The sequence below is a fragment of the Mycoplasmopsis columboralis genome, assembly GCF_900660675.1.
Lineage (GTDB): Bacteria > Bacillota_I > Bacilli_A > Mycoplasmatales > Metamycoplasmataceae > Mycoplasmopsis > Mycoplasmopsis columboralis.
The window spans coordinates 584,812-609,001 of record NZ_LR215039.1; the positions used below are offsets into that span (position 1 = coordinate 584,812).

Annotated in this window: 18 protein-coding genes; 8 read left to right on the forward strand and 10 right to left on the reverse strand. The window is 27.7% G+C overall.

Going from position 1 to position 24,190, the window contains the following annotated elements:
• The first annotated feature begins 15 nt into the window (after nt 1–15).
• The gene (locus EXC45_RS02315; RefSeq protein WP_036434768.1) at nt 16–4,383 is read left to right on the forward strand and encodes a PolC-type DNA polymerase III; all 4,368 of its coding nucleotides are present in this window, start codon (nt 16–18) and stop codon (nt 4,381–4,383) included.
• Between the two features lie 780 nt (nt 4,384–5,163).
• On the opposite strand, the gene EXC45_RS02320 is transcribed toward EXC45_RS02315, so the two are convergent.
• The 4 genes from EXC45_RS02320 to cypl form a co-directional block, all read right to left on the reverse strand.
• Nucleotides 5,164–5,871, reverse strand: a complete 708-nt coding sequence (locus EXC45_RS02320) for a hypothetical protein (RefSeq protein ID WP_036434770.1) — start codon at nt 5,869–5,871, stop codon at nt 5,164–5,166.
• A gap of 146 nt (nt 5,872–6,017) precedes the next feature.
• Nucleotides 6,018–7,769, reverse strand: a complete 1,752-nt coding sequence (locus EXC45_RS02325) for an ABC transporter permease subunit (protein ID WP_051616978.1) — start codon at nt 7,767–7,769, stop codon at nt 6,018–6,020.
• Nucleotides 7,762–8,502: an ATP-binding cassette domain-containing protein gene (locus EXC45_RS02330; protein ID WP_036434772.1), complete on the reverse strand. Its 741-nt coding sequence runs from the start codon at nt 8,500–8,502 to the stop codon at nt 7,762–7,764. Before EXC45_RS02330 ends, EXC45_RS02325 begins: the two co-directional genes overlap by 8 nt.
• Nucleotides 8,495–9,730 (reverse strand): ABC transporter thiamine pyrophosphate-binding lipoprotein p37/Cypl, encoded by a 1,236-nt coding sequence (cypl, locus tag EXC45_RS02335; RefSeq protein ID WP_051616979.1) that lies wholly within the window; start codon nt 9,728–9,730, stop codon nt 8,495–8,497. Before cypl ends, EXC45_RS02330 begins: the two co-directional genes overlap by 8 nt.
• Nucleotides 9,731–9,919: 189 nt before the next feature.
• Here cypl and EXC45_RS03995 point away from each other — a divergent pair, with 189 nt between their 5' ends.
• Nucleotides 9,920–11,674 (forward strand): hypothetical protein, encoded by a 1,755-nt coding sequence (locus EXC45_RS03995; protein WP_051616980.1) that lies wholly within the window; start codon nt 9,920–9,922, stop codon nt 11,672–11,674.
• Between the two features lie 31 nt (nt 11,675–11,705).
• Here EXC45_RS03995 and EXC45_RS02345 read toward each other — a convergent pair whose 3' ends face one another.
• From EXC45_RS02345 to rpsL, 5 genes are all read right to left on the reverse strand, one after another.
• Nucleotides 11,706–12,236, reverse strand: coding sequence for a hypothetical protein (locus EXC45_RS02345; RefSeq protein ID WP_036434774.1), 531 nt, complete (start codon nt 12,234–12,236; stop codon nt 11,706–11,708).
• A 123-nt stretch (nt 12,237–12,359) separates the two neighbouring features.
• Nucleotides 12,360–12,890, reverse strand: a complete 531-nt coding sequence (locus tag EXC45_RS02350) for a hypothetical protein (RefSeq protein WP_036434775.1) — start codon at nt 12,888–12,890, stop codon at nt 12,360–12,362.
• Between the two features lie 98 nt (nt 12,891–12,988).
• Nucleotides 12,989–15,079 carry an elongation factor G gene (fusA, locus tag EXC45_RS02355; protein WP_036434777.1) on the reverse strand — a complete coding sequence of 697 codons (2,091 nt, stop codon included), beginning with the start codon at nt 15,077–15,079 and terminating at the stop codon, nt 12,989–12,991.
• Nucleotides 15,080–15,099: 20 nt separating this feature from the next.
• On the reverse strand, nt 15,100–15,570 hold the full coding sequence (rpsG, locus tag EXC45_RS02360; RefSeq protein WP_036434779.1) for a 30S ribosomal protein S7: 471 nt from the start codon (nt 15,568–15,570) through the stop codon (nt 15,100–15,102).
• 56 nt (nt 15,571–15,626) lie between these two features.
• Nucleotides 15,627–16,043, reverse strand: coding sequence for a 30S ribosomal protein S12 (gene rpsL / locus EXC45_RS02365; RefSeq protein ID WP_036434781.1), 417 nt, complete (start codon nt 16,041–16,043; stop codon nt 15,627–15,629).
• 223 nt (nt 16,044–16,266) lie between these two features.
• Between rpsL and EXC45_RS02370 the strand changes: the two genes are divergently transcribed.
• From EXC45_RS02370 to EXC45_RS02395, 6 genes are all read left to right on the forward strand, one after another.
• Nucleotides 16,267–17,907 carry a PTS transporter subunit EIIC gene (locus EXC45_RS02370; protein WP_036434783.1) on the forward strand — a complete coding sequence of 547 codons (1,641 nt, stop codon included), beginning with the start codon at nt 16,267–16,269 and terminating at the stop codon, nt 17,905–17,907.
• 78 nt (nt 17,908–17,985) lie between these two features.
• The gene (locus EXC45_RS02375; protein WP_036434785.1) at nt 17,986–19,743 is read left to right on the forward strand and encodes an ABC transporter permease; all 1,758 of its coding nucleotides are present in this window, start codon (nt 17,986–17,988) and stop codon (nt 19,741–19,743) included.
• The gene (locus tag EXC45_RS02380; protein ID WP_036434787.1) at nt 19,743–20,450 is read left to right on the forward strand and encodes an ABC transporter ATP-binding protein; all 708 of its coding nucleotides are present in this window, start codon (nt 19,743–19,745) and stop codon (nt 20,448–20,450) included. Before EXC45_RS02375 ends, EXC45_RS02380 begins: the two co-directional genes overlap by 1 nt.
• Entirely contained in the window at nt 20,425–21,345 is a 921-nt protein-coding gene (locus EXC45_RS02385; protein ID WP_036434789.1) for an aromatic motif membrane protein, read from the forward strand. Before EXC45_RS02380 ends, EXC45_RS02385 begins: the two co-directional genes overlap by 26 nt.
• Nucleotides 21,338–22,147, forward strand: a complete 810-nt coding sequence (locus EXC45_RS02390) for an aromatic motif membrane protein (RefSeq protein WP_036434790.1) — start codon at nt 21,338–21,340, stop codon at nt 22,145–22,147. The genes EXC45_RS02385 and EXC45_RS02390 overlap by 8 nt, the downstream gene beginning before the upstream one ends.
• Complete coding sequence (locus EXC45_RS02395) at nt 22,140–23,018, forward strand: aromatic motif membrane protein (RefSeq protein ID WP_036434792.1); 879 nt, start codon at nt 22,140–22,142, stop codon at nt 23,016–23,018. The genes EXC45_RS02390 and EXC45_RS02395 overlap by 8 nt, the downstream gene beginning before the upstream one ends.
• Before the next feature lie 85 nt (nt 23,019–23,103).
• Here the strand turns inward: EXC45_RS02395 and EXC45_RS02400 are convergent, their stop codons facing one another.
• Nucleotides 23,104–24,153, reverse strand: a complete 1,050-nt coding sequence (locus tag EXC45_RS02400) for an IS30 family transposase (RefSeq protein WP_084272228.1) — start codon at nt 24,151–24,153, stop codon at nt 23,104–23,106.
• Between the last annotated feature and the right edge of the window lie 37 nt (nt 24,154–24,190).

Below are 24,190 nucleotides of genomic sequence, written 5' to 3' on the forward strand. Positions count from 1 at the left end.
AAGTTAGGAGAAAAAATGAGTACAAAAGAGTTTTACAGTGATATATCGTTTAATAATTTTGCCAAACATTCTAAATTGGGTAATTTAGAAACCATAAAAGACGCTTATATTTTAGACAATAAAGTAACTTTTAGCGAGGATCAAAAAAGTGCTTTTTTAACAATTTGTTTTAAAAATATACCTAGTTTAAGCGATTTTGCTATTCTTAAGCACAAAATAGAAAATTTTGATGATTTAATACTAAATGCCTCTTATTCAGTTGATGATTATTATCCTGAAGATTCTAAAATCAAAGACTATGTGTTTTATTTTTTACTACACAATGAAGATTTTAGAGAGTTTGCTCAAACTTATAAAGACTCTTCAATTTTGCAATTTGATTTTGAAACTCGAACATGAATATTTACTTATTCTGATCTTTCTTTAAAAGATACTTTAACTAAGATAATTCAGTTTTTGAAAGAACAATTTTTAACATTAAACTTAAGTAAAATCTTTTTTGATGCAAAACAATTAGAAATTCAAATTCAAAAAGAAGTAAAACCAGAAAGTTTTTTTATTGAACAAGAAAGCTTACTTTTGGGCGAAAAATCAACTAAAAGTGATTCTTTTTCAAAAAATGTGTTTAACGCTAAAAAAACAAAATGATTATCAAACAACAAAAACTTTAAGAAAATCTCACTTAAAGAAATTAACTCACTTGAAGAAATTCCTGAACGGTTTAATATAAACTGCTCTGGTCAAGTTTATAAGACAGATATTATCGATCGAAAAAACTTCGTGATTTATAAATATTGAATCACTGATTATAAAGACGCTATTGAAGTTTCATTTTTTCAAAACCAAAAACTTTCTTCTGATCAAATATACAATGTTAATGATTGAATTGATGTTTATGGTGCTGTATCAGAAAGTTTTGATAAATCTCAAAAAGTCATCAAAGCTTCACAAATTATCAAAACAGAATCCCCACAAAATTCAAGAACCGATGAAGAAGAACAAAAAAGAATTGAATTAAACACCAAAACTAAAATGAATACAATGGACGGAATAATGAGTCCATCACAAATTGTTTCAACAGCTAAAAAATTTGGTCATAAAGCTGTTGCTGTTTTAGATTCTAACGGGGTTCAATCATTTCCTGAATTTTATCATGCTGCTTCTAAAGCTGGTATAAAAGCAATTTACGGTTCTTCATTTAATGTTATTGATAAATCTAACAATGTATTTTTAAATGAATTCGAACACAAAAACTTAGAAGATATAGAATATGTAGCTTTTGATATTGAAACTACTAATTTGTCAGCCAGATTTGGAGAAATCATTGAATTTGGAGCTGTGTTAATTAAAAATAATCAAATCGTTGAAGAGTATCAATTTTTCATGAAAGCAACAAAACCACTTTCAGCATTCACTACTGGGTTAACTAAAATTACAAACGAGATGCTTCAAACTCAAGGTCTTTCGCAACAAGAAGGTTTAAAGCGTATTTACTCAATTTTAAATAATCGTGTGGCTATTGCACATAACTGTAAGTTTGACCGTGGCTTCTTAATTCAAAAATTCATTGAATTTGGTTTTGAATTACCCAAAACAACTTACATGGATTCTTTGATGGTGTCAAGACTACTTTTCCCACTTAAAAAAAGACATAGACTTGAAGAATTTTCTTCTTATTTATCAATTGAATACAATGTTGATGAAGCTCACCGTGCTGATTACGATGCTAAAGTGCTTGGTAATTCTTGAATTATGGCAATTCAGGAATTAAAAAAACATAATGTATTCACAACAACTGATTTATCTTTGTTTTTAGATTCTAATTTTTATAATAAGCTTTTTGCTGATCATCAAATTAGTGTATTGGTTTTAAATCAACAAGGATTAAAAGAACTTTTTTCTTTAGTTACCTTTACACTAACTCAAAGATATTTTGCTGGTCCTAAACTTTTTTATGAAGATATAAAAAAATCTCCGAACATCTTAATTGGAACTGGAGGAGTTAGAAGTCCATTAATTAATGCTTATTTATATGGTAGCGAACAAGATCAAAAAGAAATTTGAAACAAAGGTAATTTTGATTATGTTGAAGTTCCTCATCCACGAGCTTTTTTAAATCTCACTTCTGAAGATGGACTAACATTGCTACAAATTGAACTAGCATTAAAGAAACTTGTAGATGATGCTAAGTCTCTAAATAAACTTATTGTTGCTATTTCGGATGCAAGATACGAAAATCATGAGGATCAAATCTTTTACAAATCATTAGTTTATTCAACAGGGATCGGAAATACCAAACACTTCCTGTTACCTTCAGGAAAAGAAAATCAAAGAAGTTTAAAATTGCCAGAACTTCATTATTTAACTACCAGAGAAATGTTAGATGAGTTTTCTTTTATTGGTGATGTTAATGTAATTAAAGATATTGTTATTAATAATACTCATAAAATTGAACAGATGGTTCAAGATGATATTGAAGTAATTAAAAGAGATTTGTATACACCAAAATTTGATGATTCTAAAAACAAACTTTATGAATTAGTTTATAAAACCGCAAAAGAAAAATATGGAGAGACTCTTCCTACAATTGTTGCTGAAAGACTAGAAAAAGAAATCACTCCTATTATTAAGTACGGTTTTGATGTTATTTATTGAATTTCTCATAAGTTAGTTAAAAAGAGTACAGATAGCGGTTATTTAGTTGGAAGTAGAGGAAGTGTTGGTTCTTCTTTGGTGGCAACCATGGCCGGAATTACTGAAGTTAATCCACTTCCTCCACATTATATTTGCAATAAATGTAAATATTTTGAATTAGTCGAAGATTCTTCAATATCATCAGGTTTTGACTTGGATGATAAAAATTGTCCAAATTGTAATATTGTGTTAGATAAAGATGGTCAAACCATTCCTTTTGAAACTTTCTTAGGTTTTAACGCTGATAAAGTCCCTGATATTGATTTAAACTTTTCTGGTGAATTCCAAGCTGAAATTCATAACGAAGTTAAGCGACTTTTTGGAGATTCACACACATTTAGAGCTGGTACAATATCAACAATAAAAAGTAAAACAGCATATGGATATATTAAGAAAATGGAAGAAGAATTTAATTTTGGTTATTCTCAAAATTTCATTGACTTTCTTTCAACTAAAATTGAAGGAGTAAAGAGAACTACTGGTCAGCACCCAGGGGGAATTATTATTATTCCTAAAGAATTTGATGTGGAAGATTTCACTCCCGCTAATTATCCAGCTGATGATACATCTATTGATTGAAAAACTACCCACTTTGATTTCCATGCCATTCATGATAATGTTTTAAAACTTGATATTTTAGGACACCTAGATCCTACAGCCATTAGAATGCTAGAGAGAATAACTAACATTGATGTTAGAAAAGATATTCCTAAAAAAGATCCTCGTGTTATGTCTCTTTTTAGCTCTACTAAGGAGTTAAATATAACTCCTTCAGATATTGGTCAAGAAGAAACTGGAGCTATTGGTATCCCTGAATTTGGAACCAACTTCGTGCGTAAAATGTTAAAAGAAGCTAAACCAGAAAGTTTTGCTGATTTAATTTCTCTTTCAGGATTATCTCATGGTACTGATGTGTGAGCTAATAATGCACAATCACTAATTAAAAACAACAACTTCACCATTAAAGAAGTTATTTCTTGTCGTGATGATATTATGGTTTACTTAATGCAAAAAGGCGTTGATTCATTATATTCATTCAAAATCATGGAAAAAGTTCGTAAAGGTAAAGGACTTACTGAAGAAGAAGTTAAAGAACTTAAAAAACACAATGTCCCTGATTGATACATTGATAGTATGCAAAAAATTAAATACATGTTCCCTAAAGCTCATGCTACTGCATATGTATTAATGGCGTGAAGAATCGCTTGATTTAAACTATATTATCCACTTGAATACTATGCAACTTTTTTAACAACTAGGGTTGAAGAATTTGATGTTGAAACAATTGTGGATGATTTTGGAGCGATCAAAATTAATAAAAAAATTAAAGAAATTTTATCTTTAAATGATAAAAAAGTTAAAGATGATGAATTACTCACAACTTTAGAATCAGTGCGCGAAATGTACGCAAGAGGATTCTCGATTGCTAATATTAATTTAGAACAATCCTTAGAAAAAGAATGAGTAATTGACAAATTAAACAAAAGACTTATTCCTCCTTTTTCAGCTGTAAAAGGGCTTGGAGAAGCTGTTGCTAAAAAAATAGTTCAAGCCAGAATTGAAAAAGAATTTATTTCAAAAGAGGACTTTGCAAAAAGAAGCACAATTAACAAAACATTGTTAGATACTCTTGAAAAACTCGGGGTATTGAAGCATTTAGACGACACAGATCAAATGAAATTGTTCTAAAAAACAAGGCAGATTTTATTCTGTCTTGTTTTCATCTTCGTCTGTTTCGTTTTTATTGTTTATTAGGTCTTCCTCTGAGTCAGAAAGTATTGTTTTTCTTGTCATAATATGATTGAACCGTTCTTTATTATTTATATAACATCAGTATATGAAAATTCAACGAGGAATTCATATTGGAATTCACAAAAAGAAAGCAATATATATAAAGATTATTCCTGCATCGTATATTTGCGCTGGTATTATTCATCAAGGGATTAAGATATTTCAAAATATAATTAATCAAACAATTGATGAGAAATAAATTATTACAGTATTAAAAATTAAAAACATAACAGATGCCATAATACTTATGATAGGACTTTGTCTAAAAACTGTGTAACCATCTCATTTTGTGTCTATTTCAGACAATTCCTTTTCTTTACAAAATTTTCCTTCTATCTTTTTTAAAAAATAGGTAATAAAACAAACAAAAAATATTAAGGAAAATTGTGATAATAATATAGGTGCTTCAGGAATATACTCAACAAGTTTGATGTTTTTCTCGTCGTTTTTAGACCAAAAGAACAACATAAATAACGAAATAACTAAGAACATTATTAGTTGAGTAAAATAATTTAAAAAAACGATTAGATATAAAACAGTAATTATTCTGAATCTTGATTTAGTATTAAAGTTACTACAAAACATTATTTTATTATATAAAAATTGATCTGTAAGATGATCGTGTTGATTTATTTTTTATTTAAAGGCATAAAAAAGCAGACAAACATTTTGTCTGCACTAATTATATTTATCCTGTAATTCGTGTATTTTTAAATATAAACTTTTATAGTCTCCGATTTTCTTGTTATTTTTTGAACCAAAATTTTCACATTCTACAGCTGTAAAGTAAATTACATCTAAGCTATTTTGGTTAAATAATCTTTCCAATGAATTGATATTTAAACTATAACCTGTTCACTTTCCTATAATAAGGACATTAGATTTAATAGGAGTATCCAACACTTTTAAATCAGAAGGAATCAAATTTTTATTTTCCACTTTTATGTTGCTAAATTTCTTTTCAAAAATTCTAAAATAAAAATCCATTGTATAAAACATTCCAGCAGGCATAAATAGTAAGGAAATTGAACTTATTAGAAATGGGGTTCAAATTCTTCAATTAAACACCGTGTTATTATCATCATAAACTAATCCAAATATACAAATTCCAAAAATCAACATTGCCAAAAAACCTAATAACAGAATTGGTAGAATAATTTTTTTCTGGTTTTCTTTAATATGTGTTTTGATTAGTTCATATCCTTTTTTATATCTATAATCAACGCTAATATCGTTTTTCACAAGGTATTTTATTTTTTCTTTATTTAATCAAAACACTGTTCTAACTAGTTTTAAATCTCTATTTCTGTACGCAATAAATGCAAAAAAAGCAGCATAAGCAATATATATACCAATAGTGATATAAAATAAATATTCATTAATCATAAATTTCCTAAATTTCTTTACTGTTATAAACTTTATACTAAGTCATAGAAGCTGTTATTTGTGCAATTGAATAAACATCTTTTTATTTAATTGTTTAACAACTAAAGATAACTTTTAAATTATATTCGGATAAATTCAAAAGGTATTTAAAACTTTTTTCTAAAAAGAAAATAACTTTTCCTTTTTAACAGATCTAAGCTAAACAACGGTGTGTTAAATTTGGTTTTTCTTATAATCACATAATTAATAGTATTCAAAATTAAAATATTTAAAACTATAAGTCACATATAAGCAAAAGCTTTATTGGGATTGTAACTTTTAGCATTTAAATGTGAATACATATATCCTCCTAAAGAGAACTCTGTTGTGGATAAGAAACTATACAAAATAACACTCTTAAAAATAATTTCAAAATAAATAGTGCTTAGTGTGATGATGTGAATTTTTAAGCAAGGTAGAATATGTTTGAAATAAATTTGTCTTTTATTTCAACCTAGTAATTTAAGTTGATTAATCTTTGTTTGATTTAAGTTGTTTGCGTATTCAGAAAGTTGTTTTAAAAACGAACAGCTATTATGAACCCCCAATAAAAATAAGACCACCAAGGCAGTAGAATTAAACAATACACTAAAAATGTAAAACAAAACAATAACTGGTACGGTTCGAAAAATCACAATTAAAGTTTGAAAAGATATTACAGTAATCTTTCTTTGTTGACTGTGTACCAAAAATGGCAAGATTAAAAAAACAAAAAAACACATAATTACAAACACGAAAAATGCGTGAGCTCAAGTTTGAAATGATTGTAAAATTAGATTTTTTTCTATAGAAAATTCATTTAAAGAAAACACACTATAATCGGGTTTAAATAAATTGCTTAAATATGCATTAAAGAAGTTGTTTTTTAAAAATGAATAATTTAAAGTAGATGATGTTCAAATGCTGAAAATCACAGTACTTAACACAAATATAACAATCAAATATTTTTGTCAGCTTTTTAAGAACAATTTTTTGTTTTTTTTCTTGTTGCTAAACTTAAATGAAAAATGTACAAAAACATATTTTGCGAGCACATAATTTAGCAATTCAATAAATAAAATAAAAGATACAAGAACTATTAAAGGTATTAAAAGTTCGGAAATTTTACTTCCACCCCCTTTTGTGGCGTGCTCAGTAAGTAAACCAATACCAATAAGACCTAAGCTTGATAAAAGAGAAGATCATCTAATATTTGATTCAAACGAAAACAGGAACAATGATAATGCTTTATTTTTGAATTTAGGTCACACTTCCTTGGTAAATGATTTAATTTTTGTATTCCCCATTTGAATTGAAAGAAAATAAAACTTCAAATCAATGTCTTTATATAATTCTGCAAAGTATTTATGAAGTCATAATCAAGAAAATCAAATATAAACTAAAAATAAAACAGCTTCTGCTGATTCTAAACTACGGCTTATTAGAGTAATAAAAACAATTTCCGGCAATGCTCTTAAAACAAAAATCAAAGAAATTCCAATATACGCAACATATTTATTTACAAAATTTTTGTTAGCTAAAAACGAAGAGATTAAAGCAAAAATAAATCCTATGAAAGTTCCTGATATTGCTAGTTTTAAATTAGATCACAGATAACTCAGTGATTTAAATCACAAGTTGCCACCATCTCTAAATGTGCTTTGATCTTGAAAAATAAAAAGTTTTTTTATGTTGTTTTTAAACACTTCAAGACCATATGAACTATTTGTTTTGTAATCATAAGTAAAAACAACTCATAAAACTAAAGCAATTACAATCAAAAATAAAAATCATTTTCAATAATTTTGCAACCTTCAGGTGGTTGATTGATTTTTTGAAGAAAATTTAAATTTTCAAAACTTATTTTCTCTACTAATCATTATCAATCACCATTTGTTTTAGTTCTAACAAACTTGTAGATTCTTTAATAAAAGTTGATATTTTTTGATTATTTACTACCACAAAAAAGTCAAAGTATTCATAAGCTAAATTAAGATCATGAATAACAACTATGGTCGACAAATCAAATTTAAAAGATATTTCTTTTAAGCTTTTAATCACATTTTCAGCTGTTTGAAAATCTAAATTAGATGTGGGTTCATCAGCTAGCAAAACTTTTGCTTTTTGAATTAGTGCTTTTGCTATTTCTACTCTTTGCTTTTCTCCGCCACTTAGTTGCTGTGCTCTTAAAAAAGTTTTATCTAAAATATTTAGACTTTCCAATGTTTCATAAATATCATTTTGCTGTTTTTTGGTTATTATTGAAAAAAATTCAAAAAACTTATTTGAATAGGATCTAATTGATCTTTTAACGTTTGCATAAACAGAATCTGTCTCTATTAAATTAGGTTCTTGAGTTATGTATGCAACATTTAAAATAAGTTTTTTTCATTTCTTTTTTGAGCATTTAATGCTTTCATTTAATAATTTAATATCGCCTTTTGTTATTGGTAGGCCTCTTACAATTGTATTAATTAATGTGGTTTTTCCTGCTCCAGATTTACCAATGATAGCCACCATTTTATTTTTGGGAATTGCTAAATTTAAGTCTTTAAAAAACTTCATGTTATCAACTTTTATAGTTACATTTTGAAACTCTATCACATTACTCATGTTTTAGCATTTCCTTTAATGTACTATATTTGGTTAAAAGTTCTTTGTCGCTCATTTTTACAAACTTATTAAAACCTGAATAAATACCATAGGTATTCTCTTCATAAGTTAGTTTTTCTAAAGCTTGAGCAAATATATCTATTTGCTCTTTTGAAATCCCTTTACGTGCTAAAACAGCATCGTAAAGAAGCGGACCACTCATTGTGAGATATCTTACTTGCTCATTTGGATAATTTGTTGGTTTAAAATTATAGCTTTTAGATGCAGAATCAGGAGTTCATGTAGGCGGTGTTCAATTAAACACTCCGTCATACTCAAAAGCTATTCTATAAACTTTACCTGTAGATGTTTGAACTCCTAAAGAACTTTCAGGTACATTACCTAAACTAACTAAATCATTAGGCTGTTTAATTAAATAATTAACTATATCTGAATATTTTAAATTAAAGTTTTTAGCAATTAGTGAAGCTGGTAAATTAAACTTTGCTAATGAATCAGAAGAATCAAAAACGATTCCAAAACTTCTAAAAGTATCTCAATCTTTATTAATTCAAGCTTGTTTTATTTGTTCTCTTTGTTCTTCAGTACCTGAAATTAAAATAGAACCATAATAATTTTCGGTATATGATCCCAATTTATAAAAAACTTCGTATTTAGAACCATCTCATTTTAATTTTTTCTCATTATTAATTCAATCAAGCGGATATGTACCGTAATTGGAATTCTCTAATTGAATTTTGTTAGCATTTTGTGCCATTAAATACAAAGGATCATTTTCCTTTTTATTTTCAAAATGAACCGGTTTATCAGGTGTTCATAAAAACTTAATTGTTTGACTTTGAGCAACCGAAGGAAGCAAATCTTCTTCTGATACATCTACTAAATCTGTATAACTCATAATTACAAAATCATTAGTAGAATTGTTTGCTAAAAACTTTGGATAAAGAGCACTTCGATCAGAAGCAAATTCTAATTTCACACTAACATTTGGTTTATTTTTTAATGAACTAATATTATTTTTTGTTTCATTAAAATAATTAGTCAATGTTTTTTCTCAATTTGTTTTGTCTTCTTCACTAAATCCGGGATTGGGTTGTGGTGCATAAATAGTTAATTCTTGATCTCATTCGTTTAAATTTGAAGAATTAAAGCAAGACACAGCCATAAACGGTGTTGCTAGTGTTAAAACAAGAAATAATTGTTTAATTTTTTGTGTTATTTTTGACATAAAAAAACTCCTTCAAAAAGGGGTTTGCTGAAAAATCGCAATAATGCGAAATTAACTTAGCTACGCAAGCATTACCTTGATCAGCTTAGGTATTTCTCAGCCCGTAACGGACACCCTCGTTAATAATGTATATATTTTAACAAAATAAATTACTCTTTTGTTTGCATATTATTAATTTATAATACGCATATGAAAAAATCAAAGAAATTTTTAACTCTCGCTGGTGTTGTTTTAGCTGCTGTTGCGATCACTTCAGCTATTTCAACTCCGCTTATTTTATCTAAGTTCAAAAATGGTTGAAGCTATTCAATAAAAAGTCTAAATCCTTTAAATAAAATTTATGAAGAGAAAAAAGAATATCAACAAAAACAACTCACAGACTATACAAATGTTCTTGATTTTCAAGACCAAGCAGATATTAACATATATTTTTCTTCAAATGGTGTTCAAACCTATTACAACTTATTAAGAATGGCTATGCTTTCAAAAAAAGAAGTTCATTTTGCTATTTGAAACAAATCTTATTCATTTCAGAGAAAAACTAATAAAAATTATTTGGAAAACTTTTTAAAACATTTAAGAACTGTAGATTCTATTAACGAAGAACAAATCCGTGAAAAATCTTCTGTATTGGAATATTCAAATGAATTGTATTGAGACATTCTTGAAAGAGTTCAAAAAATAATTATTGATAATCCAGATAAAAAAATTAACCTTTGAATTAATGCAGATCATTTAAAAAATAATCCGGGGCTTCCATTACTTTCTTCTTATTCGAACGTTTTAATAAATGGACTTGAGGATTCAAAAATTCTTCCCAATTATATTTTTGATAATTTTGAAAATCAATCAGTTGACAAAGAAAGCTATTTTAACGAGCAAAACAATGCTTTTGAAAATAATTTAACAGAAATAAATCGGGATACACAGTATCTCATTCCTACCTTTTATGCTGGTTTTAATATATTTTTCAGTGATCCTAGTGCTGTATCAAAATATACATCTCATGGGTTTAAAAATATTTATAACTTTTTCGATCCAAAAAATTCTAATCTTACACATAAAGAAATTAAAGATTATATTTTCTCAGCAAGAGATATTAATAAAAAAAGATATATGACTCATTGATCATCTATTACTGGTTTAAATTGACAAGAACAAAGAGATATTGTTAACTCGTTTGCTAAGCAAAATGGTAAAAAATCTCTTTTAGTAGTAGGAAGTGATTTCGAAAGTGATTTAAATTACATTACTTACTTAGCCGATACTTATGCTGATCAATACAATATTTTTTATAAAGGTCACCCTGGCTCTAATTACAATAGCGAATGAGTTTTAGAAAATTTTATTACTAAACCAACTCAGTTAAAATACACAAACCCTTTTGATAATGATCAACACATTTACATACCAAAAAAAGACCATATAGTTTATCCTTTAGAATCTCAAATACCGTCTGAAGAACTTACAACTGATAATGTTTTTGTCGAAAATCCTTTAAGATTTGATAAATTTATTGCTACCGATTACACATCTACTGCATTACTAGGTATTTTGAACGGATTTAATAATTTAGAAGATATTTTAGAAATTCAAGAAACACCAAAGGAAAAAAGCGAAATATGAAAACTAAACACTCCACAATGAGAAGCTAAAATATCTCAATGATTATCACAAAGAGTAGTGGGTACATATTTGAAAACTCAATTAAAAGAAGATTCTAAAAACAAGGAACTTGATCAATTGACTGTTGATGATTTTGATTTTAATTTACCCGACAATTCAAAACCTTTTTTAAAAGATCTTTCAAATATAGTAATAGTTAGCAAATCTCTTTCAAACACAAATAAACATGTAATTGAATTTCGAGCTAAAGTAAAAGTAAACTCCTTTGTTTTATTAGATAAAGAATACGAAATTGTATTTGAATATGTTCAAAATTAAAAAATAGGTCCATTAGTTAAAGACCTATTTTTTAAACTTCAGATTTTAAATTTTCGCCTTGATGCAAATGATCGTGCTTGATGATTTGATTTGCTAATTTTATTGAAGTAACTACATATATAATTACAAATATAAAGGCAACAAATGCAAAACTTGATCCATAAGGTATATGCAAAAAGTATGTTAGTAATTCTAAAACAAGATCAGCTAAAATAAACATAGACAAAAATCAGATTGGATAATTAAATAAAAATTTATTTTTAATTCTGATTTCCTCTGGTGTGTTCACTTTAATTGCTTTAAGGGATTTTCATCAAAAATAAGATAAAAATAAACTAATGATTAGCATACTTATTGAATAGCTGTAGTTAAGTATTGGTAACACTTCGTTAATAGATTTTAATATTGATTTTAATTCACTTTCAGTATTTAAAGATCTTGAAATTAAGTTGATGATTATAGAAATGATTTCTAACACAATTTCAATAACAACAAGAGACAAAATAATTTTAGCAAAGAATTTTACTTTTTTAGCATGTTCAATCGTGTTTGTATTTTTCATTTTTTAATTATAAACAATTCTAATTTATTTGAATTATTTAACTTAAACACATTAATAAAAACCCGCATGTGGGGTTTTAAAATAAAAACTGTCAATTGATTGAGATTTAAATTTAAAAATTCACTAATTTTGAATTTCTGAGTAGTTTTGTTCTTTTGAATTTTCAAATTCTATGACTTGATTTGCAAATCTTATAGCTTTTAATGAGTAAACAAGTATAAAGATAGTGAAAATCAATAAAACTATTGGTACATAGCTTACTGGGAAAATAAATAAAACAATTTTAAATACAAGATTAGTGGCAGTAAATGCTGAAAGCATTCATGCTGGTCTGCTGAGAATGAAGTTATTCTTTTCTTTAACTTCTTGAGAAGCGTTTTCTTTAAGGTGTTGATAAGGTTTAAGTAATAAGATTGACAATCCTAAAATAATAACCAAAATAATTGTTGAAAAAACCAATCCGACAATTGAAAAAATTTTCTTAGCAGGGTTTAATAGTGTTTCATCTTTATTTTGTGCAATCGAGAGCGCAAAAACAATCAATGCTATGACAAAAATAACTTCAAAGATAAATTCAACAATGATTGTCCAAAAAATAGATTTTGACAACAGTTTTAGTTTTTTTGCATTTGATATTAGTGTAAATTCTTTCATATTTTAATTATAACCGATTTTATATTTTTGCTTTTTTTGAATCTTTTGAAAAACAAAAAACCCGCATATAGCGAGTTTTCTGGGTACTGACTTTAATATTATTCTTCGTCTTTGTTTTGAATATTTCTACGTTTGATGATTTCATCAGAAATATTTTTTGGACATTTTTCGTAGTGATCGAATTGCATTTGGTATGTTCCACGACCACTTGTCATAGATCTAAGTTCTGTTGAGTAACCAAACATTTCTGAAAGAGGAACTGCAGCTCTAACAATTGTAGCTCCATCATTTCTTTGTTCTTGGTCGTTAACAAGTCCTCTTCTTCTTGAAAGGTCTCCAATAACATCTCCAATGTGATCGCTAGGTACAACTACCGCAACGTCCATAATTGGTTCTAAAAGAACTGTTCCAATGGCATCTTTAGCTTTAGTAAGAGCTTTAGAAGCAGCAATTTTGTATGCCATTTCAGATGAATCGACATCGTGGTATGATCCATCAAATAATGTAGCTTTAATATCAATCATTGGATATCCAGCTAAAATACCAGCTGCCATTTTGTCTTCAAGTCCTTTTTGAATTGGTTTGATGTATTCTTTAGGAATTTTACCACCAACGATTTTATCAACGAATTCAAATCCACCATCTGGATTAGGTTTAAATTTAATTCATACGTGTCCGTATTGACCTTTACCTCCAGATTGTTTAATGTGTTTACCTTCAACTTCTGCAGTTTTAGTAATTGTTTCACGGTATGAAACTTGAGGTGCTCCAACTTTTACTTGAACACCAAATTCACGTCTAAGACGGTCAACAATAATGTCAAGGTGTAATTCACCCATACCAGCAATAATTGTTTGACCTGTTTCTTCATCGGTATATGTTCTAAATGTAGGGTCTTCAGCTGCTAATTTTTGAAGTCCAAGTGAAAGTTTTTCAGTAGCAGCTTTTGATTCAGGTTCAAGAGCTTGAGAAATAACTGGTTCAGGGAATACCATTTTTTCTAAAACGATTTTTGGTGATTTTTCTGAAATAAGGGTATCTCCTGTTGTTGTAGCTTTAAGACCAACAGCAGCAGCTATATCTCCAGCACGACATTCATCAATTTCAACACGGTTGTTTGCGTGCATTTGAAGAATACGTCCGATACGTTCTTTTTGTTCTTTAGTTGAGTTGTAAACATAACTTCCTTTGTTTAAAACTCCACGGTACACACGGAAGAATGTAAGAGTTCCAACAAATGGGTCAGTCATAACTTTAAATGCTAAGGCAGCAAATTCATCATCATCTGTTGCAACAACATCAACTTGATTTTCACCTTCATAAGCTTTAATTGGTGGAATATCAAGAGGTGAAGGTAAATAATCAACAACAGCGTCAATCATTTTCTTAACCCCTTTGTTTTTGAATGAAGTTCCACAAACAACAGGGAAGAATTCTGAAGTTAAGGTTGCTTTACGGATCGCTTCTTTGAATGTAGGTTCATCAATGTCCCCACCTTCAAGAACAACCATCATTAATTCTTCATCGAAGTTAGCAACTGCTTCAAGTAATTCTTGTCTTTTGATTTTTGCAATTTCTTCTAATTCTGCTGGAATTTCAATTGGAAACTCTTCTTCTTGAGCTTCTCCATTGTAAGTAACAGCTTTCATAGTAACTAAGTCAATGATTCCGTTGAAGTCTGATTCAGCTCCAATAGGTCATTGAATAGCAACAGCATTTCCTCCAAGTCTGGTTTTAACTGATTCAACTGATTTTTCAAAATCAGCTCCAGCTTTATCCATTTTGTTTACATAAACAATACGAGGAACTTTGTAGTTTGTAGCTTGTCTTCAAACTGTTTCTGTTTGAGGCTCAACTCCTGATTGAGCATCAAGAACAGCTACAGCTCCATCAAGCACACGAAGTGAACGTTCAACCTCAACTGTAAAGTCAACGTGTCCTGGGGTATCGATAACATTAATTCTTTTTCCTTTTCAGAACGCTGTTGTAGCAGCAGAAGTAATGGTAATACCACGTTCTTGTTCTTGAGCCATTCAGTCCATTTGTGAAGCACCATCGTGTGTTTCACCGATTTTGTGAATTTTTCCTGTGTGGAATAAAATTCTTTCTGTAGTAGTAGTTTTTCCTGCATCAATGTGGGCCATAATACCGATGTTACGGTAGTCTTTTAATTGATAATCTCTAGCCATAATATCTTAAATACACAAAATTATCATCTGAAGTGTGCAAATGCACGGTTTGCTTCAGCCATTTTGTGAGTATCTTCACGTTTTTTAATAGCTCCACCAGTTTTATTTGATGCATCAATAATTTCGTTAGCTAAACGAACGTCCATTGTTTTTTCATTTCTTGAACGTGCATAGTTAACAAGTCATCTAAGAGCAAGAGTTTTTTTTCTACGTGGAGAAACTTCGGTTGGAACTTGGTAGTTTGTTCCTCCAATTCTTCTTGTTCTAATTTCAAGTTGTGGAGTGATGTTTTCTACAGCTTGTAAAAACACTTCCATTGGGTCTTTTTGAGTTTTTTCTTTAACAATTTCAAACGCTGAATATAAAATGTCTTGAGCGATTGATTTTTTTCCGTCAAGCATAATAGTGTTAATTAATTTTGTAACGATTACAGAATTAAAAACTGGATCTGCAAGTACTTCACGGATAGGTGCACTTTTCTTTCTTGACATATTGTCCTCCTAATTTTTGATTCAATTTTTTATGATTTTGATAATTAATTATTTAACTATTTAGCTTTTTCTTTTTTGGTTCCGTATAAACTACGTCCTTGTTTACGTTTTGCTACTCCGGCAGCATCTTGTGTTCCACGAACAATGTGGTATCTAACCCCAGGTAAGTCTTTAACACGACCTCCACGAATTAAAACAACAGAGTGTTCTTGTAAGTTGTGTCCTTCTCCTGGAATATATGCTGTAACTTCCATACCATTTGATAATTTAACACGAGCATATTTACGAAGCGCTGAGTTAGGTTTCTTAGGTGTCATAGTTGCAACACGAGTACATACACCACGTTTAAATGGTGAAGCCATTTTTTTAGCTTTTTTAATAAGTGAGTTGTAGCTTAAGCTTAAAGCAGGTGCGTTTTGCTTTTTAACTTTAGAAACACGACCACTTGTAACTAATTGGTTTGTTGTTGGCATTTTAACCATCCTTTCATTTGATTATATTAATTTTGGCATACTAAAATTGTATGAGTTTATTATACATAAAATTCCGTGCCGGGTGTATCATATTTTTATTTTTTTTAATAGCGAGAAATTAACTTAAACAAAAAGAGTAATTTATAAATAAATTATTTATTTTGACTAGTCATTATTAAGTTTGTTTTTTTAAATTTATTTTGTTAAAATTTAGTTCACTATTATGAAAAAGAAAAACAAAATTAGCAAATATTTTGAGTTTTTTGGCGGAATAGAAAATATCAAATTCTATCATCACAAAGATAATTTTTACACTTTCTATTTTCATGATTTTTCCGATGTCAAAATAGCTCAGATTCAAAATTATTTATTTTTAGGTGATATTCAAGTTTTTGATGATTTTTTGACCATTAAGATCAATGAAGAGTGCTTTAAAGATTTTAAAGGACTTCTTTCATCAAAATTTAAATTTGATCACAACTATTACAAAAAGGTATTTTTGTGAGACGAAACACTTAAACCATCTAAGAATTTAATTAACATCTTACGCAATCTTTTCAAAGGTTTTGCAGATATTTTTCTTCCTTTAATCCCTTTGTTTATAGTTGGGGGTTTGTCATTAGCTACTGCTATTTTAATTGATTCATTTTCTAAAACAACAACTCAACATTCTGCTTCTTATTTTTTAAAACTAATTGGAAACAGCATTTTTACCTCTTTACCAATTTTTATTGGATATACATCTATGAAACGATACGGTGGAAATCCGTTTTTAGGAATGGCTATAGGGATTATTTTGGTTGCTCCTAGTTTATTTAACATTAATGATTCTTTAAATAAATATTATGTTAGCGCTCAATTGGGCGCTTCCTCAGAAACTATTTCAATGCTAAAACAAACCTTTATTGAAGAACATAAAAATATTCCCAATTTAACACTAGATGACATTAAAGTGTCATATTCACTTTTCCCAACAAATTGAGGATATTTTAAATTTGAATTTATCGGTTATCAATCACAAGTGTTTCCGACTTTAATCATTGTTTATTTGGCATATTGAATTGAAAGAATTTCAAATAAATACATTCATTCTTCAATTGTCGCTTTACTTTCTCCATTATTTACTGTATTAATTTCTGTTTTTATTGGTTTTTGAATTTTAGGACCTTTAGGAAGAGTTATTTCAGATATTTTAGCAGTTGCTTTGTCTGGTATTTGAACTTATACTAATTTTCCATATTTTGGGATTGGAGGATTTATTATTGGTTTTTCATACCCATTTATGGTTCTTACTGGTTTTCACCAGGGTCTTTTACCAGTGGAAATCCAACTTTTAGCAACTATTGGTCGAAGTTGGATTTCTCCTATTGCCATTTCCTCAAATATCGCTCAAGGTACAGTTGCTTTAGCTATAGCTACTTGAATGTTTATTAATAAATTTAAAAACAAAACAACTAAAGTAATATCTTCAGGAGTTACTGCAAACTTAGGAATTACTGAACCTGTGGTTTTTGGAATAAACTTACCACTAAAATATCCAATGTTAATTGCCGCATTTTCAGCTGGGGTTGCTGGATATTGAATGGGAATTACACAAGTAGCCGCCATTTCTCAAGGGTCAAGTTCTTGAATTGGTAGTTTAATTCAATTTACCTGAACGATAACTGATGCTGATAAACAATATTATGAGTCTTTAAAGCTATTTTCTATGGGTGAATATTACATTGTTAATTCAATAGCAAACGCATTAAAAATGCTAATTGCTAATTTAATTGCTGTACTTACAGCTTTTAGCATTACATTAACTTTATCTTTAACCAAATTTAAAGCACAAACAAAACAATGAGTTGTTCAAAATCTTTAAAAGTAGTTTTTAACTATTTTTATTTTTTTATTTTTATAATATTACTAACTGGTAATATATTAATGAGGATATTTTATTATGCAAAACATTTTATTTTTTTCAAAATCTTTTTTTAAACTAATCTTTAAAAAGAAATCAACTTATATTCCGTTGATTATTTTTGTTTTAATAAACTTAATTGTTGCTACAGTTAATTTAACATTACAATTAAATGTTTATATAGGAATTTGAAGCGCTGTTTTTGGAGTATTGTTTATTATATTTACCATTTTTTATGCTTCGTTAAAATATTTAAATTTATTTAAAGACCTTCAAGAAGAAGGTTTAGAACTTTTGATTGTTTCTAAACCTATTTCTCGATTACATTTAAATTTAAGCAAACTATTTGTGCTTTATTTTATAGCTTTAATAAATGCTATAGTCTTAAGTTTGTTATTTGTTTTTTTACAAGCTAATTATTTTAGCGGTTATTTTCTTTTTAAAATATTTGCTTTAAGTTTGGTTGTTTTCTTTTTTACTTTTACAATAATGGGACAAATCACTGCCTTAATTTCATTAAAATTAAGTGCTAAATTATCTTTATTTATTCCATCATTTGCTTATTTGGGTATTGCATTTGGTGGTTTTGCTTTACTTAATAATTCAACTTCAACCCCAAATAATGCTGGCTATTATTTAAATTTAGAAAATATAAATACTCAATCAGGTAACCAAGCTAATTTAAAATCTTTTTATTTGAATAACCCAGACTCTCAACTAAACATTTTTGCTTATGGACAAAATAAAGAACTTTCACCTCTTCAAAAAAACTATATTGAGAAAGTTTTTAAAACATCTAAAAATTCAGCTCTAGAATATCAAGTATACTCATACTTAATGTTTCCTTATTGATTTGTTGGTTCATTACTTTTTAATGATTCGCTTTTAAACGATTCAAATGACACATTTTTAAAAGATACTTTATATTCTTTTAAAAAGAATTCGCTTAGAAATTCATATCAATTGAAAAACAATTCAAATCTATTGAAATTAAACATTTACAATGGTAAAGAATTAAAAGATCTTTATGTTGTTCCAGGTTTGTATAAAAACAGTGGTTTAGACAAAGGAGTTGACACTCAACTTATTTACGCTAGGGAAAACGCAAATAATTTTGATGTTTCCTTTAAAGAAGATGAATATGTATTTGCTCAACCAAATAATATTGTGGGTTCTTTAAAATGAGATGTGGTAAAGGATGCTTTATCCGATGAAATTCTAAGTGCTTATTTTGAAGATTTTTATCATCAACATTTACAAAATAAACAATTATTTAAAGAAGATATTTTAACACTTATTGCTTCAGAAATAAATAATCCCGATTCACAATTATTTAATTCAAATACTTATAAAACTAAACTACTTGATGAAAATTACATTAATGGTAAATATATAACTTCATTAACTGAGCAAAAAATTTACTTAGCGGTTTCATTTATATATTATTTATATTTTTCACACAATAACTCTCAAACACTAAAAGAACTTTTATACGATAAAGAAACATTAAATTATCGCTTTGATCAATTAAAAATAAAAATTGATGACAACACTTATTTTATTGGAGGATATAAACAATTTACCCCTATTCAAAAAGTTGTGGATGATAAAATTATTATTCGATACGAATTGGAAAAATCAGATAATACATTATTCCAAGGTCAAGAAACAATTTATCAAATTAATAAATCTTCATTAATACTAAATGACTGAATTTTCATTTTTATTTGAGTTTTAATTTCAACATCTTCAGCGGTTTTACTTGTTTATTTAAATGCTAGAAAGGATTATAAATAATGATTAATACAAATATTTTAGAAGTAAAAAATCTTAGCAAAAAGTATAAAAATTTTGTTGCTTTAGATAATGTATCTTTTGAAATAAAAAAAGGTTCTTTTCATGCATTTATTGGAACAAATGGTTCAGGTAAAACAACCACTATAAAATGTATTATTGGAGCTTATCAAAAATATACAGGAGATATTCTTATAAATAATATAAGTGTGACAAATCCACTTTCTCGTTCTAATTTAGGATACATTCCTGAAAACGCAACTTTTCCTAAAGATGTTACTGTGTATGATTATTTAAGTTTTTTGAGTTCTTTATTTAAATTAACTAAAAATGAAATTGAACAAAAAATAAATTTTTACTTACAACAATTTAAAATAACTGATTTGAAGAATAAAAAACCTTTTAACTTTTCTTCCGGTCAAAAGAAAAAAGTTCTTCTTATTCAAGCGTTACTTGCTGATCCTGAAATTATTATTTTAGATGAGCCTGCAGCCAATTTAGATCCATACGGGCGCTACGAATTATTTAATATTTTAAAAACTTTACAATCTCAAGGTAAAACCATTTTAATTTGCTCTCACATTTTAAGTGAGGTTGATAATTATTCAGATTCATTAACATTAATTAATGATGGGAAAATTATTTACAACGGTAATAAATATGATTCATTAGAAAATATTTTTTATGAAAAAGTGATTGCTTCTAAGTAGTTCAATTATTCCTTTTGTTTTAGTATCTTGCACTCAAACACCCAAAAAAGATACTCCCACAAATGAAAACACCAATGTTTTAGATGCACTTAATTCATATTTATTCACCAATGACAAAACAACACAAAAACAGTACTATTTAGAACAAAATGCTATTTCTAAAAATTTATTTTTAGAACTTAACTATGCACTTTATTGATTTCCTTTGTATTATATTTCTTCGCAAAATCGTAACGATTCTTTTGCTAATTTAACTCTTTCTTCCAAAAAGATAATTGAAAATGCTTTAACAAAAAATTGATATTGATTTTTGAAAAACATCACTCGTTTTGAATTTGTTTTAAATCCGTATGGTGACAAATTTCAATCTAGTGATTTGGAGAATGCAATTTTTGAGAAAGGAAATAAAGATAAGAAAATTCTTTTAAACATTAAAGATAACCTTCAAAAAGTAATCATTAAAGATTTTGCGCTTCCAAACTCAACAAACCAATTAAGCAACACTAAATTTGTTTACTTCTTGTTTGGTGACAACAAAGTTGTATCTGCGGTTTTATACAATAAAGATAATATTAATTTCTTTAACTTGACTGGTGATGTATTAGAGTTTGAAGGTAAATTATCAATAAACGAAATCCAAAAACAACTAGATAGTATTCAAAATTCAATGATTCAGATTTATCAGCAAAAAATAAAAGAGGAAATTGATTACCTAAAATTGCTAGATTCTTCTGAAGAAGAAATTAATCTATTTTTGACAAGTGTTAATGATTTAAACTTTTTCAAACTATTCACTTTAAATGGTTACAATCAAATTATTTCTCAAACATTTCAGGAACTATTTGATAAAAACATTTTTTCCCGCTACACACTAAGAAAGGTAAACTATGATTAAAAAACTTTTTATTTTATTTCCTATTCCTTTCTTTGTTGCGTCTTGTGCGAATATAGATAATTCAAAACTAATTAGTTCAGTTAATTTTGAAGTTCATAATCAATTGAGTTCTCAAGCCATTAAAAGCAATCAAATAATAGATTCTTTATTAAGAAGGATTTATAAAAACGAAATAGAATTAAATAGCTACAAAAAACAACAAGAAAGTTCAAAATTAAAGGATGATTTTTTAAACGAAATAGCTATTTTGAAAGAAGAGTATTTAACAAAATCTACAGCAGACAATTTGCAAAAAATACAAAATTTAATTAATAAAAACTGGTATTTTGTTTTGAAAAACATTAATTTGTTTTACGGTCATTTCACATCTTGATTTGCTTTTCCTGATTCCGACTCAGGAAAGCATTCATCTGAATTTAGAAGTTTAATTGATAACACTAATCCATCAGAAGATTTCAATTTTACAAATAATTATTGAGAAAACATTAGAGAAGGTGATGAGTCACAAGAGTTAGCTAACACTACAGTTATTTATCTTCAAAAACAAAAAGTTATATTTAGATTTTTAATAACAGATGTGCTTTCAGAAAGACCAAAAATGCATTTTAGTGGAATAGGATGAAATTTTCCTTTTAGTAAAACTACCAAAATATCTGCTGGTATTTTGAGCGATGTTGTTCATAGTGCTTTAATTCATAAATATCAGGAAGGATATGATTTATTCGAAAATTCAGTTGTAAAAGAATTTAGATATGGTCTTATGGAAGAATTTATTTTACTCCCAAAGGAGAATCATGAATAAATTCAAAAAAATATTAGTTGCAGTTGCCCCTTTGCTTGCTTTATCTTCATTGTCATGTACAAATAAAAGCCAAAACATAACTATTTCAAACAATATTTCAAATTATCAAGAAAGCAATCAATGAAATTTATTTATTAATCAGGATGCAATTCAAAGCATTTTGACCACAATTTACGATAATCCCGAAAGCATTCAAAGTTATTTAGATTCTCAATTGAATATCAATGAAGATTACACTAGAATTCTTAATGAATCTTTGGTGTTTAATAATAGCTTATCATTATCTTTTGGTTCTGATTCTGGTGGATTTTTGTCAAGTGTTCCTAAACCTTTTCCATTAAGAGAGTTAGATAAACAAATACAGGATCTCTTTGAGCATAATTGATTATGATATTTATTTAATTTAAATAAAGCAGAATTTATATATTATCCTCAATTTGATCGTTTTGAAACTAATTCTGAGTCAATTAAATTGGATACTTTACAAAATTCTTTGAGTAATTCTTCTTTTTTTAGACCTTTATCAAATAAAATTTTGCAATTTTCAAAACAATATTATGAAGATTCGCAAGAATATAAAACATATAACTTTTTTTTACTTTTAGATGGAGGTTTTATCTTAAAACTTCAAGTAGATAAATATTTTGAAGATGGTAAATGGGATACTTCGATAAATTTGGATAGTTATATTTATTCATACCCTTACATATTTAACAAAGAAAATGTAAATAATATTTTTAACATCAGTAAATATGTAAGTGATACTCAATCTTTTTTTGAGTTATCTGAAAATAGAAGTAAGTCAATTTTGTTTAAAGAAAATTACGGTTCTTCTGAATTGAGATTTACTCTTTCAGCAATAAAAAAATAGGATGACCTATTCCTTAAATGCAAACCGTAACGCGACACGGAAAAACACAAAAAATTCGATCCTTTTTTGCTTAAAGGATCTTTTTTTAATGTTTATTTTTGAAAAATCTGTTTCTTGAAGTGTTGCTTGGTCTTCTCTTTTGGATTTTTACAAACAATTTTTCTTCTGGAGGTATAGGGTTTGACTTATCTTTGTAATAATTTCAATCAAAGAACATTTCATCAGCAGAAAAATAGCCGTGAATTTTTCTAGGCATTTGATTAATTTTATCTTGCACTTCCTTTACCTTTTCATCAGAAACGTTATTGAAATTAGTTCGTTTCTTGAAAAATCTTCTAACTATCCCGTTATAGTGCTCGATAGTTCCTTTTTCAAAAGAAGCATACGGATCTGTTAAGTATATTTTTACTTTTAATCTGTAACCTAGGTAAAAAAGTTTGTTAAACTCAAAATCATTATCAGTAGTGATAGATTTAACATTCAATTTATATTCTTTTATAAGTTCTCAAAGAGTGACTATTATTTTTCAAAGATCTTTTGAAAATACTTTTTTTATTATTCCATAACGACTTTGTCTTTCTACAAAAGTTAGTAGATGATGTTGTTTTTCACCGGTTTTTCCGACTATTAAGTCTAATTCTCAATGACCAAAATCAGTTCTATCATCTATTTTAGAAGGTCTTGCCCAATACGGAACAACCCATCTTTTACCCACTAATCTTTCTGCTGCGCTAATATGTCTTTTTCTTCCTCTTTTGTATGATTTTCTTAATCTATCATTAGAATTTATTACTCAGATCTCTGAGTTAATTCAGTTGAATACAGTTCTTAAAGATGGGGATTTTATCTCGGGGTGGTTATTAGTAACCGCCAAATAACTAACCTCAACTCCTCATGTTTTCTTGTCGAATTTTTCAATAAAAAGATTTGTAAATTCTTTATATTTTTCAAATGTATTTCTTAATTTAATTTGTTCCGATCATCTCCTTCTATTGTCATGTTTTAACTGTGCATAATATGCATCGTATCCATAAAGATTTGAGTTTTTCTTAATTTCTTCATATAATGAATTTCTGTGAATTTCAATCTTTTCTGCGATTTCTTTGAATGTGTATTCATTATTTTTTAGCAACATTTCAATTAACAATCTTTTTTGAAAGTTAATTTTGGTA